This is a genomic window from uncultured Varibaculum sp., from assembly GCF_902489465.1.
Classification (GTDB): domain Bacteria; phylum Actinomycetota; class Actinomycetes; order Actinomycetales; family Actinomycetaceae; genus Varibaculum.
The window spans coordinates 1-12,075 of sequence record NZ_CABTZZ010000051.1 but is presented as its reverse complement, the minus strand read 5'-3'; the positions used below and the strand labels follow the sequence as shown (position 1 = coordinate 12,075).

The following is a 12,075-nucleotide window of genomic DNA, read 5'->3' as shown; positions in this document are numbered from 1 at the left end:
CCGGGCCCCGCGGCGCCCCGCCACAAAAAAAAAGCCCCTCTCGTATCTTCTACCGGCCGCGACCCTTGCTTGCATTGTGAGGTCAGATGCCACTGCACCCACTTGGATAAAACCTAGCCCCCGCACCGTCATCGCTTCAGACGCCGCCCAAATGGGAATTAGGTGGAATCCTTTTGGTTTTTATTGCTTAGCGTAATTAGTTCTGCGTTAATCTGCGTAGATGGTTCCTGATAATCAAGGCAGATGCGGTTAGCGGCGCTAGGATGACGGATATGGATTACCATGATGAGGATTTTCTTCCTAGTGAGGAAGAGCTTGATGAAATCTGGGACTTCCTTATTAAACAGTCCAAGTTAGATACTCCGTTTGGGCAATCTGTTAAAACAGAGTTGAACAGCCTGCCTCCAGAGCCGACTACCGTTTTTTATTGCTCCCTCTTGGAGGCATGGTACAGAAAAGCTCCGGTTCCTAGAAGCATTATTGAGTATTACCGGGGCTTTATGGATAAGAACCAAATAGACCACATGGATCTGAGCAAGCTTATCGTCGCTGACGAGTGAGTAAGGTGAAGCTAAGGGGTCTTAGATGGCGGAAGGGACAATGGGATCCTCGCTAAGGTAGGTGAGTTTGTTGGCAGGTTTGAATAAGAATCGTAATAGACGAGTTAAGCGGATAAGCGGACAGAATACTATTCAAGGCCGTTATAACCCGCCACCGCGCGATAAATGCGAACAAGACCAACTGCGCTATCTGAGACCATCCTACGAATCGGATATTAAACTTATCGGGATAGCTTGGAAACAGGCTGGTAGGCTCGTTGATTTCGTTCTTTCCGTTAAATATCTTGACCGTGAGAATAATTGGCAAAGTTATATCGAGATTGACTGCAAGCACGGGCATGCGCACGTGCATAATTATGTAGGCGGTAAGCGAGACGGCAAAGAACCTGAGTCTCTTTTGAGGCTGAATGAGGTTTCAGATGTGAATTCTGCGCTAAAATTAGCTATACATAGAGTCTATCTTGCGGCGCGAGACGCGGCAGATCGTCTTAATAGAGGGGAGGAACTGTGATGAATGAGCAGTTAGCGCATTTTGAAGCTGAAGTTTTGTATAACGTTATGCTCGGAAATACCTCCCCTAAAGTGACTGATAAATATGGTGATTCTCCGATTGTTGCTTGCCTAGATAGTGAACCTTTAGCGGTGCTAGTTGAGCGAGTGAAAGCCTGTGGAGGGGACGCGACTATTTATTCCTTGGGTGATGATGGTGCAACGATCCGGGTTATTGCTTCAATGTCTCCTGAGTGTGCTATCTCTGATGAAGTGACCGATATGACGGGGCAGCCGCCATCGGGGCTGGCAAGCGTGGGGCTTTTTATTGATTATGTTGAATCTCAAGCGGACGGTGTTTTGGTTCCAGAGATTTTACCGTCTGCGCGGATACGTTCCTACGGTCATTCTGATCTTGCAGAGCTGGAATCTGTGTAACCAAAGGTATATATCTGTCTGACGGCAGGATGGCCGTTATTGACCGTTGGTGTGGTGTCACGCCTTTAGGTCAGTTCGGCTTCCGCGTCCTGGTCTGGCTGCGTTCCATTTATCGATTGTTTCTTCGGTCCAACCTTGCACAGGGCGGGTTTCGGGGCCAACTATCACATCTGGGGTGGGTAGTTTGTAGCGGGATAGGGAGGCGGCTTTTACTCCGATACGGGCAGCGAACTGCATCCGGGATAGGTAGCGTTTGGTCATTTAGTTTCCCGTCCTTTCCATGCGGTACCGATGATGGTTGTCCCTAGTCCTGTTCCCCATAGAGCCCAGCAGGTGCACGCCATCCAGAAGGGCATATCGCTAGAAAAAGTGAGCAGGGCTAGGAAGATAGCAGCTAAAGGGATTACTGCGCTTATTGCTTTTTTCATATGTAGTCACCTTCTTATTTTTGGGGTAGGTTTAGAGGTGTTGCGGGGGTTCAAGATAGTTGCTTTATTGTGAACCCCCGCTGCCATAGTAACGGTAGTAGTAATCTCACTTTTGGTTACAAGAAAAAGTCCCCACCAAACGCTGCTGAGCTTTACTACACCCCGTATTGCAAATAAGAAAAGATATTCAATCTCGTATATGCCGTAGCTGGAAGCTGCAAGGATGGTGATCAGGATGGAGGATCGGCGTGAAGTCATGTCTGATGGTTCGGTTTATGTAGAACCAACTCCCGAAGAGGAAAAAGACATGGAAGACATTGCCGTCCGCTGGAAGGAACTAGCCCCCGATTTTGCAAAGGATGTCGATGCCATCCGGATGGAAGTGCACGGAGAACCAACCACTGTCCTAGAAGCGCTCTTAGGTTATTGTTATTGGCATAATGTCGAGGTTCCGCAAGAAATACGAGATAGATGTCAGCACTACATAGACCTGGAAATCTTAGAAATCTAAAAATATAGCCCAAAAACTAACTCGCATGCCTGGTGGTGAATGTCGGGGAGGGGAGTGACGCTAGGATGACGCCTATGGATTACCATGATGAGGATTTTCTACCCAGCGAGGAAGAGCTCGATGAAATCTGGGACTTCCTTCTCCAACAGTCTGAGTTAGACACACCTTTCGGCAGGATTGCTAAAGCGAAACTGGAGAGTTTACCTCCGGAACCTACAACTGTCTTTTATACCAGCCTTGTACGGGCAAGTAATAATAAAATTCCGGTTCCCAGAAACATTATTGAGTATTACCGCGGCTTTATGGATAAAGGGCAGATAGATAATATGGATCTGAGCATGCTAATTGTCGCTGACGAGTAGGCGGGGTGAAAAGTGACTTTTGAAGAAGCAGCTATAATACCTAGTGAGGAAGAGCTAGATGAAATCTGGGAATTTGTTATTCACCAGTCTGAAATAGATTCACCCTTCGGCAATATCGTTAAATCAGAACTAAAACTTTTACCTTCGGAACCGGATACCATTTTTATTTGCTCCATGATGGAGGCCATCAATCAAGACGCCCCGGTTCCCAGGGGAGTCATTGATTATTACCGTCATTTTATGGATCAAGACAAGCTAGATCGTATGGATTTAGAAGATCTAGTTGTCGCTGACGAGTGAGCAAAAAATGATTCTTAAGGATCCGGATTTGAGCCAGTGAAGGAGAGTGAGCGAGATGGAGGATCGGCGTGAAGTCATGTCTGATGGTTCGGTTTATGTAGAACCAACTCCCGAAGAGGAAAAAGACATGGAAGACATTGCCGTCCGCTGGAAAGAACTAGCCCCCGATTTTGCAAAGGATGTCGATAACATCCGGATGGAAGCACACGGTGAACCTACCACTGTTCTAGACATACTCATTGCTTATTGTTATTTGAACGAGATTGAGGTTCCTCAAGAAATACAAGATAGATGCCAGCACTATATAGAACTGGAAATCTTACAACCCTAAAAATAGAAAAATAAGCAAACCCGTAAGCACGATGGTTAAAGCGAAGTCAATAAGACATAGTTAAGCTTTCCGGTTAGAGAATAACCGTAATGGAATAAGCAGAGTCTCCATCACTGAGGATGTTATTTAAGGAACTTCTCCCCTAAAATTAGAAGTATGGCTGATATCCCTATGCCCTGGAAACCTCTGGAAGAGCGGAATTGGCTCGAGCTGATTAGGACACCGCTTACTCCGGAGGAGAACGAGCGGTACTCGGATGAGGATCTTTATGAACAATTTGTTCGGGTGGGAGAAGAACAGGGCTTTTACTTCTGGCTACCGCAAATTCGTGGAGAGGTTCCTATGGGATGACCTTTATTTTATGAATAGCTAACACAGCATCCAGATTTTTGTTGACTTAAATTTAGTAGCTTCCAACTCGAAATTAAATTCTCCTTGTTATTGCGTCGCCTACAATTAGTTTATGGCTAATATCTCGGTGCCCTGGGTTCCATTGGAGGAGCGTGATTCGCTTGCTCTTTGCGCTACTGTGCTTACTCCGGAGGAAAATGAGAGGTATTCGGACGAGGGTATTTACGAACAGTTCGTTCGGATTGGGCGTCCTGAAGCGTTTTATTTCTGGCTTCCACGAATCCGTGGCGAAATCCCTAGAGGTCAACCGGACTTTTATGAATAGCTAAACGCTGCGAACTATCGCAAAAAATCCTAACTGGGTTTTGAGCTAGGGTTGAGGGGTGCAAATCGAGTATCAAAACCACCTGAAACCGGATCAGCCTGCAATCTTGGTTCATGAACTTTTGGAACAGGCTTTTGGCCCTGAAGAACTGGGGGATCCGGAAGACTTAATCGCTCAACTGCAGACGGGGCAGTTCCAGACTTTTTCTGCTTGGGAGGGCGCGCGCCCGCTAGGGGCAGCGATAGCATGGCCGGCAACCAGCGAAATTACCTTGCTGAGCTGGCTAGCGGTCAGTTCCCGCACTCGCGGTCACGGGGTGGGCTCTAAACTTTTCCGTCAAGCAATTTCCGCTCTAGAATCTAGCAATAACCCCCTGTTGATCCTGGGAGAAATTGAGGATCCACAGCTCCATACGGCCTCTGCGGAGCACGGGGATCCGCAACGTCGTTGGGCTTTCTACCAGCGCCTGGGGGCTAAACACCTGGACTTTCCTTTCGTGATGCCGCGCCTGAGCGCGGACGTGCCAGTGGGGGAGGATATGTGGCTTCTCAGTTTCGGAGGACGCGCTCATGCCGGAATCGAGGCTAGTACCGGCAGTCTTGCGGGGCAGGGCTTGGCTCGTCCTCTAGAAAAATTCTTAAAAACCTACCTAGAAGACAGCGGCGAAATCCGGAACGCCGACGGAAAATACCGTACCGAGATCGAAAAAATGCTGGCCGCTGCCGCAAACCTGGATTAATCCTCTAGAGCGAATCTAACGCTAGCACCCCAACGCTATCTGTAGTGACTTGAAGTCATTTTCGGTTGCTTGGAATAAGGTTTTCCTGGAGGGCGCGGGCGGGCTAGGCTGGTTAATAAAGAAAGTTAGTTCTCCTTTTGGGATTGGGGTGAAGCATGGAGGAACAGTCCGTGCAAGTAGAGGCACCGATTCCCGGGCGCATTGTGAGCTTGCGGCAGGTACCGGATTTGGTGTTCTCCGGCATGATTGTGGGGGCGGGAGTGGCCTTGCGCCCGCTGCCGGGATCGAAAGAGGTGACTGCGGTAGCCCCCATTTCGGGGCGCTTAGTTAAGTTATTTCCCCACGCCTTTATGATTACCAGCGGGGAACAAACGGTATTGGTGCACTTAGGGATTGACACCGTGAAGATGCGGGGGGATGGTTTCACCTGCCACGCCCTCGAAAATGAAATGGTTAAAGCTGGAGAGCCCATTACCACTTTCTCGGTTAAACAAATTGAAAAGGCTCGCTACTCGCCGCTATGCCCGGTAGTGGTATTGGATTCCACCCCCTCTGACCTGGGTAATCTCCGCCCGGAAGGTAATCAGGTGGAAGTCGGGGATCTACTGTTCGAAATTAGCGCCACTCCTGCCGGCGATCCCAGCGAGTGGTGACCCCCGCACCCTGGTTCCCGTAGACAGAGAGTGGGGGCGGATTCCTTTGGAATCCGCCCCCACTTTTGTTCCCCATCTCAATCAAATAAGGAGATATCAATACGCTCAATCCTTATTGCTGGTATTAACTCTAAGGTACGTTCCTGGAAAGGAATATAAATGAACCTGGAAGTAGCCTATACGTTTGGTAAAGACTGCAGTTCAAAACGGTTCCTGAAGGATTTCTCTATTTTTCCCAAGAAGTTTCTGTAAACTAAAAACCCTGGTAGTGGCTATAAGATGTAAGTTATTGTTTGTTAACTTAGCGATCTACAGGGGGGACTAGGCGACTCACCCAAGCGACTATCTGGTCACGTAGAAAATCAACTTTTTCCGCATTCGCGAAACTGCCATCAGGTTTGCGGTAGTTGGCAGGAAGTTGTCCGTAAAGGCTGAGCTTTTCTAAGAACAGTAATTCACAATTGGGAGGTAGCAACGCCTGGGGATCCTCCAGTAGGGGTGCAAACCATTGGGAAGCCAAGGTTTGAGGGTCAACTACAAATAAAGCCGGTAACGCAATATCGTGTAGTAACTTCTCCGTGTCGACCATGGTTAGTTCCGCCAGGGTGCGTTTGCCGATTACAAAATAAGGACGACTCGCACCTTGGTCATTGGGAATCCGAGTATGCCCTACCCGCTCTAATTCGGCTAGTTGGGAGGAAGAAAACACGTCCTCCCAAGGAACCTCGGCGGGACCGAGAATCGGGGCGGTTAATACTAGCGCCTGTACCTTGTCTGGCACGGCGCGTAACGCTACCAAGGCACCCGACCCATCGGCATGCAGCAGCTGTTGGTCAAAACCACGTTCAGACAGCCAGCCGCAAGCAGCCTTTAGATCCTCGATCTGATTTTCCAAACTGATCACATCATCCGAGCTATGTCCGCAGCCCGAAAAATCTAATTGCAAAGTGCTATACCCTGCAGCGCGATAGGATTTTGCGAAGGCATCAAACCATCCTAAACCGTGTCGATCAAGCAAAAATGAATGCGCGAAAACCACTGCGCGGTTACTGGCGTCCACTGGAACTACAAAGTCGGCCGCCAAGGTTACCCCCCGAGAAGTGGGGATGCTGATTTCACTCATATATCCACCGTAAACGGTGAGGCATAAAAAATGTTGTGAAAAAATACAAAAAACACTTAAGGAAAACTTTTACTATTTTCGCATAAGACCCTGGTAGATCCGTGAGATAGAATAGCTAACAGTTGTTCTTATCGACGTGAAAGGTGTTGACCGTGGGGAAAAAACTATTGACCGTCCTCGGTATTGGTGCTGGTATTGCGTTAGTTCGCCGCGAAATTCGTGATAATCCTGAGGGTGGGGTAGCTAAAACCGTTAACGCGGTGACTTCCAATCCTCAGGTGCGCCGGGCAGGAGACGCCACCAAACAAAAAGCTTCCGAGCTTTTTCGTCGTCAAGGGGAAGCTGTTACCGACAAGATTGCGGATGCAGTCAAAGAACGAATCTTTGGAGTAACGCCGGCTAGTAAATCGGAACCAGAATTCGTAGATGTAGAGATTGAGGAAATAACCGTTGAAGGACCGGATTCCCGACTCTAAAATTACTGATCCAGTCAAAGTATCTCCAGTTTCCAAAAAACAACTGCGGCGGTGGCGCAAATACCTCGCGGAAGAACGTCTAGAGGCTGATACTTACCGCTATCTAGCACGACGGCGGAGCGGAGATGAACGGGAAGTTCTCCAAGAATTATCAATCGCCGAAGAACGCCACGAGCAGTATTGGTTAAATCTATTGGGGGAGGACGCGCTTCCTACCCCCCGGGCAAGCTTGCGTTCGCGCCTCCTCAATTTTTTTACTCGGATTTTCGGGACCATCTTTATGTTGGCGATGATGCAGCGGGCGGAGCAGCGTCATGACTATGAGGCTGACCTGGATGTTCCCAAGGAAATGGTGGCGGATGAAAAAATTCATTCCGAGGTGGTGCGAGGCTTAGCAGCCCGGCAGCGTGCCACGATTTCGGGTAGTTTTCGAGCTGCGGTTTTCGGTGTCAACGATGGCTTGGTATCAACCTGCGCGCTCATTTTGGGAGTTTTTGGTACTGGAGTTTCCAAAACCACCATTATTGCCACTGGGCTTGCCGGTCTGCTTTCGGGGGCGCTGTCGATGGGGGCAGGGGAATATGTTTCTGTGCGTTCTCAAACTGAGCTTTTGGCTTCTTCTTCACCAGATCCTGAGTCCGAGCACGCCATCGATAAATTGAATATGAATGAAAACGAATTGGCTTTAGTGTTTCGGGCGCGTGGAGACGATGCCGAAACTGCAGACCGGAAGGCTGCTGCCGCTTTTTCCAAGATCAGAAAAGGTGGACATGCCTACTTAGAGTCGAATAGTCAGGAATACGAAGAAATCGGTACCGGTATGAAAGCCGCGATTTCTTCATTTACTTTTTTCGCTATCGGAGCTTTCATTCCGCTTTTCCCGTTTTTGCTGTCGCTCTCGCCCTTGCAAGGTGCGGTAGTGGCCGTGGTTTTAGTAGGTTTGGCGCTAGTTATCGTGGGTGGAATCGTGGGGCTATTGTCGGGAGTGAATCCGGCTCCGAAAGCGCTGCGACAACTCTTGATTGGGTATGGAGCGGCGGGAGCCACCTACCTGTTGGGGTTAGGGATCGGGACCCAGCTTTAACAAGCTTAAATCCCGCTGTCGGTAGCTGAACTGTTAACCGAATTCTCCCGGGAGTCGGGGTCTTCAGGGTATCCGTTCCCCTCACTGTCCAAGTTATCGTCACCCTTAGTTTTTCGACCATTATTTTTATCGCGCCATCGTAAAATCTGCCGAAGCTGACGGGGAGTGAGAGTGATCCTGATATCCGGAGCCTCGGGAAGCACCCAGCCTCGCCACTGGGATAAGAGCACAAATACCAGGGCGGTAATAATCGAAAGCGCCATGCCTAGTACTGGCATCCCAAGTTTGAAGAAAACCACCATTATTACTGCGGAGGTCGCAGCGGGAGTGGCATAAAGGTTAGCTCCTCCAAAAATCTTAGGGATTTTTCCCACCATCACATCCCGGATGATGCTGCCCCCTACGGCTGTGGTTAGTCCCATCATTAGTGCAGGCAGTATCCCTAGTCCGAGGCCGAGAGTTTTTTGGGCGCCTGTGGCCGCCCAGCATCCTAGGCAGAGGGCGTCGGCTACAGTTATCAGCCGGTTTGTCCATTTTGATTCTAGACGCCAAAAAAATGCCACGGCTGCACCCAGGAGGGCACCCCCTAGATAAAAAGGATCCGTGAATGCCACCGGAATTTGTTGTAGCAGTACGTCCCGAGTCATCCCGCCCCCTAGTGCGGAGATAACCGCGAGGGTAGCGAATCCGACTGCATCGAAATGGCGTTCTCGAGCAAGTTTTGCTCCAATTATCGCGGCACAAAACACTCCGGTCACATCTACTACTCGGAATGCGAGCTCGAGTACTTCGGGGCCAAAAGAACTTGTGGGCATACCTATATTTTTGTCTTTTTCCCCCTAGTTTTTCCACTCCGGGATTAGTCCTGCGGACGTCCCCCTAGAAGCGAGTCCATCTCCTTCTTCGGCAGCAGGCGCGGTGGACACGTAGGGGTGGGTTTTATCCGAGCAAGCGCGGTGGACATAAGAATTCGGAAAATGCTAAAGCATTTTCCGAATTCTTGGGCAGGAGGAAAAATCTCCCCTTGCAGGATTTAGCTACCGATAACTGCGTTAAGCGGAGATTATGTCATCGATTTTGCGCTTGGAAGGTAGTCCCGCCAACAGTAATACCCCCGCTAAGGACAAGATGGTATAGAACCAGAAAAGGCGAGAAAATCCTTCGTTTAACCCCATCTGGAATGCGGTCTCTATCTGGTCGCGGTGGGATTCAATACCTTGCAGATACTTAGCTCGCATCTGCTCCATACCAGGAGGCACCGTTCCCATCTGGGCTTTCATCTTCGCTTCTTGCTGATCAAACATATAGTTCGCGATGTCTTTACTGCGATCTACCACGTTGGTAACATCGGCGGTTTTAATTTTGTCTTGCAGAGAAGCAGGCATATCGGACATCTTGAATCCCATATCCGTTTTCCTCTTGGGGGCGGCAGCTTCCGGACTGGGCTTTTGCTCCGGAACATTTGTCTGCGCGTTAGAGGGCATGGTCTGCCCATTGGTTTTGCCTTCAGGACTTATTCCTGAAGGCATGCTACCGCTAGTATTGGGAGCTGCCGCGGTCATAGCGGGCATCGCCGGCATTTCCATAGGGGGCATTGCGTCCATGACCTTGCCGGACAGTCCTCCCATCGCGGTGGCGAGTAACCCTACTAAGATCGCGGGAGCCAAAGTGGTGCCTAGAGAGCGGATTAGAGATAGGGTTGCCTGACCGGAGTTGGCGTCAGTTTCTGGGATCAAATGCAAGATTAGGTAGGTTAACGGCGCACCCATTAGGAACCCTAGTCCTAGTCCCATCACAAAAATAGAAACTGAGTTAGAAAGAATACCTGGGTGGGCGCTTGCCCAATAAATCAGCATAAATCCGGCGATTGTGGAGATCACTACGCCAACTCCTAGAACTGCGCGAGGACCGAAACGGTCAGTTAGCCGTCCACTTAAAGGCGCGCCGACTGCCGAGGCCACGCCAATAATAATCGTGGGGTAACCACCGGCTCCTGAGGGTAGACGCATGCAATTTTCGGCGAATTGGGGGATGAACATGACGGTCATCATTAAGATGCCAGACACTGCCCCGAACATTAGGGTGCAGCCTACATTGATCGTACCGAAATATTTGAAATCGATGAGGGGATCGCGGGCGCGTTTTTCTGCCACCCAAAATACTGGCAGTAAGATTACGAAAAGCAGTAATCCTACCCAGACGTCACGATCCTGGATCGACTTGCTAATGTTGGTGAAGTCGAGATTCTGAAAAGCCCACAGTAGGGCAGTAATCATTATTACCAGGATAAATACGCCTGGTAAATCTAGTTTTCGATCTGAACTTTGATCCTCTTGCGGCAGTGCCCAAATTCCGAGGGCGACTACGATTACAGCAATCGGAACATTAATGTAGAAGATCCATTGCCAGTTTTCTTGTCCGGCGATATCCAAAACTAAAGAACCTGCGGAACCGCCGAATACTGAGGCGACGCCGTACACCATGCCGACTAGCCCCAGAGCCATTCCTCGCTTGGAGGGAGGAACAATGGTTCCTACTGCGGCCGTTGCCACCGGCATCATCCCGCCCCCTCCGATTGCTTGGATCGCGCGGGAAGCGAGCAGCAGCCCTAGAGAGGAGAAGTCTTGTGCTAGTCCACATCCTAGGGAGCCAAGCCCAAATAGCCCAATAGCCAGCACGTATACTGGTTTACGGCCAATAATGTCCGCGATTTTGCCGATAACTGGAATCGCTGCCGCATATGCGAGGGTATAAATGGTAAATACCCAAACCCCTACCTTGTCATCGACTCCGAGCCCGTTTTGAATAACTGTACGCGCCGGATTGACGATCCCCATATCTAGGGCACCCATACCAATTCCCGCTAAGTAGAGGACGAGGACGAGTTTCCAGCGCTTAGGAGCGGTAAAGTCGGTGCTTGCGGCCTCGACTTTCCCTTTGGTCGCTGCTTCAGAGGGTTCTTTCGGTTCTGCTGTTACCTCGGTTTTCGAGGAGTTAAGTTCGGTGCTCATGTTAATCCTTCACTTAGCCAGTGGCGGTTGGCGAAACTGTTAAACTTCTAGGTCGTGGGAGGTGTCTACGGATTCCACGAATTCCCGCAGCATTTCGGTAAAGATGGTTAATTCTTTCTGACTGCGTCCGGCAAATAAGCCGTTAACACCGGCCTCCATGGGGGCAGTAAAATCGTGACCGATCTTTCCGCCTTTTTCCGAGATGCGCAGGACGGTCTTACGTCGGTCCGCCTCGTTAGTTTCCCGATTGACGTAACCGGATTCCCCCAGCCGATCCGTCAGATAGCTAACCGCCGCCCGAGTGATGTGCAGTTGTTCGGCTAGTTCCGAGGGAGAGAGGGGAGTCCCTGCCAGTTCAGCTTGCCAGATTTGTAATAGCGCCTCCCCGTCTTTTCCGTGTAGTCCCATTTTTGAGGAATATCGGTTAATCAGGTCATTTGAAGCAAATACCATTCTGTGCAGTTCGTAGAGGAGCCGGTCGATGAGTTTCTCGCGTCCCTTAGTAGAGTGTGCAGCAGTATTCATATAGTTAAGTATATTAACAATTAAGAAACTTAAGCAACTTGAATTTAAAACTACCTACCCCGCGCAGCACCTGTCCCACCGGAGTTCCCTTTTTGGAAAGTAAGAGCCACCGGGGTTGTTGTATGCAGAGCCGGTTTTTCCGAGTAGGTGCGGTGTGTGCGAGCCGCGGCCGGTAAAACATACGAGAGGGGCTTAACTGGAGTGTACGTTCGCAGGGGTAGATTTTATCCGAGCAGGTGCGGTGGGATGCGAGCCGCGGCCGGTAAAAGATACGAGAGGGGTTTGACCTGCGTAGCAGGTCACGGGGTCCCCGGAGTGGTTTTACCGAGCCAGGCTCGGACTTGCGGGTACGGCTTCAGGCATGCGCGG

The 12,075-nt window shown here is 50.0% G+C and carries 16 protein-coding genes; 10 read left to right on the top strand and 6 right to left on the bottom strand.

Annotated elements, in window-relative coordinates:
* Positions 1–272 precede the first annotated feature (272 nt).
* A complete protein-coding gene (locus RDM26_RS07905) occupies positions 273–560 on the top strand; it encodes a hypothetical protein (RefSeq protein ID WP_307738429.1) in 288 nt (95 codons plus the stop codon).
* A gap of 510 nt (positions 561–1,070) precedes the next feature.
* The gene (locus RDM26_RS07900) at positions 1,071–1,487 is read left to right on the top strand and encodes a hypothetical protein (RefSeq protein ID WP_307738428.1); all 417 of its coding nucleotides are present in this window, start codon (positions 1,071–1,073) and stop codon (positions 1,485–1,487) included.
* Positions 1,488–1,544: 57 nt separating this feature from the next.
* Here RDM26_RS07900 and RDM26_RS07895 read toward each other — a convergent pair whose 3' ends face one another.
* Both RDM26_RS07895 and RDM26_RS07890 read right to left on the bottom strand, forming a co-directional pair.
* Complete coding sequence (locus RDM26_RS07895; RefSeq protein ID WP_307738427.1) at positions 1,545–1,748, bottom strand: transcriptional regulator; 204 nt, start codon at positions 1,746–1,748, stop codon at positions 1,545–1,547.
* Positions 1,745–1,915: a hypothetical protein gene (locus RDM26_RS07890; protein WP_307738426.1), complete on the bottom strand. Its 171-nt coding sequence runs from the start codon at positions 1,913–1,915 to the stop codon at positions 1,745–1,747. Before RDM26_RS07890 ends, RDM26_RS07895 begins: the two co-directional genes overlap by 4 nt.
* A 235-nt stretch (positions 1,916–2,150) precedes the next feature.
* Here RDM26_RS07890 and RDM26_RS07885 point away from each other — a divergent pair, with 235 nt between their 5' ends.
* The 6 genes from RDM26_RS07885 to RDM26_RS07860 all read left to right on the top strand — a co-directional run bounded on the left by RDM26_RS07885 (position 2,151) and on the right by RDM26_RS07860 (position 5,487).
* Positions 2,151–2,426 carry a hypothetical protein gene (locus RDM26_RS07885; protein WP_060920356.1) on the top strand — a complete coding sequence of 92 codons (276 nt, stop codon included), beginning with the start codon at positions 2,151–2,153 and terminating at the stop codon, positions 2,424–2,426.
* 74 nt (positions 2,427–2,500) lie between these two features.
* The gene (locus tag RDM26_RS07880) at positions 2,501–2,788 is read left to right on the top strand and encodes a hypothetical protein (RefSeq protein WP_307738425.1); all 288 of its coding nucleotides are present in this window, start codon (positions 2,501–2,503) and stop codon (positions 2,786–2,788) included.
* 12 nt (positions 2,789–2,800) lie between these two features.
* Positions 2,801–3,088, top strand: coding sequence for a hypothetical protein (locus RDM26_RS07875; protein WP_307738424.1), 288 nt, complete (start codon positions 2,801–2,803; stop codon positions 3,086–3,088).
* A gap of 46 nt (positions 3,089–3,134) precedes the next feature.
* Complete coding sequence (locus RDM26_RS07870; protein ID WP_307738423.1) at positions 3,135–3,419, top strand: hypothetical protein; 285 nt, start codon at positions 3,135–3,137, stop codon at positions 3,417–3,419.
* A 734-nt stretch (positions 3,420–4,153) separates the two neighbouring features.
* A complete protein-coding gene (locus tag RDM26_RS07865) occupies positions 4,154–4,834 on the top strand; it encodes a GNAT family N-acetyltransferase (protein WP_307738422.1) in 681 nt (226 codons plus the stop codon).
* A gap of 155 nt (positions 4,835–4,989) precedes the next feature.
* Positions 4,990–5,487 carry a PTS glucose transporter subunit IIA gene (locus RDM26_RS07860; RefSeq protein ID WP_307738421.1) on the top strand — a complete coding sequence of 166 codons (498 nt, stop codon included), beginning with the start codon at positions 4,990–4,992 and terminating at the stop codon, positions 5,485–5,487.
* Between the two features lie 301 nt (positions 5,488–5,788).
* Here RDM26_RS07860 and RDM26_RS07855 read toward each other — a convergent pair whose 3' ends face one another.
* Positions 5,789–6,610 (bottom strand): alpha/beta hydrolase, encoded by an 822-nt coding sequence (locus RDM26_RS07855; RefSeq protein WP_307738420.1) that lies wholly within the window; start codon positions 6,608–6,610, stop codon positions 5,789–5,791.
* Between the two features lie 152 nt (positions 6,611–6,762).
* Between RDM26_RS07855 and RDM26_RS07850 the strand changes: the two genes are divergently transcribed.
* Entirely contained in the window at positions 6,763–7,086 is a 324-nt protein-coding gene (locus RDM26_RS07850; RefSeq protein ID WP_307738419.1) for a YtxH domain-containing protein, read from the top strand.
* The gene (locus RDM26_RS07845; RefSeq protein WP_307738418.1) at positions 7,061–8,170 is read left to right on the top strand and encodes a VIT1/CCC1 transporter family protein; all 1,110 of its coding nucleotides are present in this window, start codon (positions 7,061–7,063) and stop codon (positions 8,168–8,170) included. Before RDM26_RS07850 ends, RDM26_RS07845 begins: the two co-directional genes overlap by 26 nt.
* 5 nt (positions 8,171–8,175) lie before the next feature.
* Here RDM26_RS07845 and RDM26_RS07840 read toward each other — a convergent pair whose 3' ends face one another.
* From RDM26_RS07840 to RDM26_RS07830, 3 genes are all read right to left on the bottom strand, one after another.
* Entirely contained in the window at positions 8,176–8,985 is an 810-nt protein-coding gene (locus RDM26_RS07840) for a TRIC cation channel family protein (protein WP_307738417.1), read from the bottom strand.
* 237 nt (positions 8,986–9,222) lie between these two features.
* Positions 9,223–11,181, bottom strand: coding sequence for an MFS transporter (locus RDM26_RS07835; protein ID WP_307738416.1), 1,959 nt, complete (start codon positions 11,179–11,181; stop codon positions 9,223–9,225).
* 39 nt (positions 11,182–11,220) lie between these two features.
* Positions 11,221–11,706 (bottom strand): MarR family transcriptional regulator, encoded by a 486-nt coding sequence (locus tag RDM26_RS07830; protein ID WP_307738415.1) that lies wholly within the window; start codon positions 11,704–11,706, stop codon positions 11,221–11,223.
* Between the last annotated feature and the right edge of the window lie 369 nt (positions 11,707–12,075).

Coding starts and splice junctions, on each gene's coding strand:
- RDM26_RS07905 (WP_307738429.1), top strand. CDS start 273: ATGGATTACCATGATGAGGATTTTCTTCCTAGTGAGGAAGAGCTTGAT.
- RDM26_RS07900 (WP_307738428.1), top strand. CDS start 1,071: ATGAATGAGCAGTTAGCGCATTTTGAAGCTGAAGTTTTGTATAACGTT.
- RDM26_RS07895 (WP_307738427.1), bottom strand. CDS start 1,748: ATGACCAAACGCTACCTATCCCGGATGCAGTTCGCTGCCCGTATCGGA.
- RDM26_RS07890 (WP_307738426.1), bottom strand. CDS start 1,915: ATGAAAAAAGCAATAAGCGCAGTAATCCCTTTAGCTGCTATCTTCCTA.
- RDM26_RS07885 (WP_060920356.1), top strand. CDS start 2,151: ATGGAGGATCGGCGTGAAGTCATGTCTGATGGTTCGGTTTATGTAGAA.
- RDM26_RS07880 (WP_307738425.1), top strand. CDS start 2,501: ATGGATTACCATGATGAGGATTTTCTACCCAGCGAGGAAGAGCTCGAT.
- RDM26_RS07860 (WP_307738421.1), top strand. CDS start 4,990: ATGGAGGAACAGTCCGTGCAAGTAGAGGCACCGATTCCCGGGCGCATT.
- RDM26_RS07855 (WP_307738420.1), bottom strand. CDS start 6,610: ATGAGTGAAATCAGCATCCCCACTTCTCGGGGGGTAACCTTGGCGGCC.
- RDM26_RS07840 (WP_307738417.1), bottom strand. CDS start 8,985: ATGCCCACAAGTTCTTTTGGCCCCGAAGTACTCGAGCTCGCATTCCGA.
- RDM26_RS07835 (WP_307738416.1), bottom strand. CDS start 11,181: ATGAGCACCGAACTTAACTCCTCGAAAACCGAGGTAACAGCAGAACCG.
- RDM26_RS07830 (WP_307738415.1), bottom strand. CDS start 11,706: ATGAATACTGCTGCACACTCTACTAAGGGACGCGAGAAACTCATCGAC.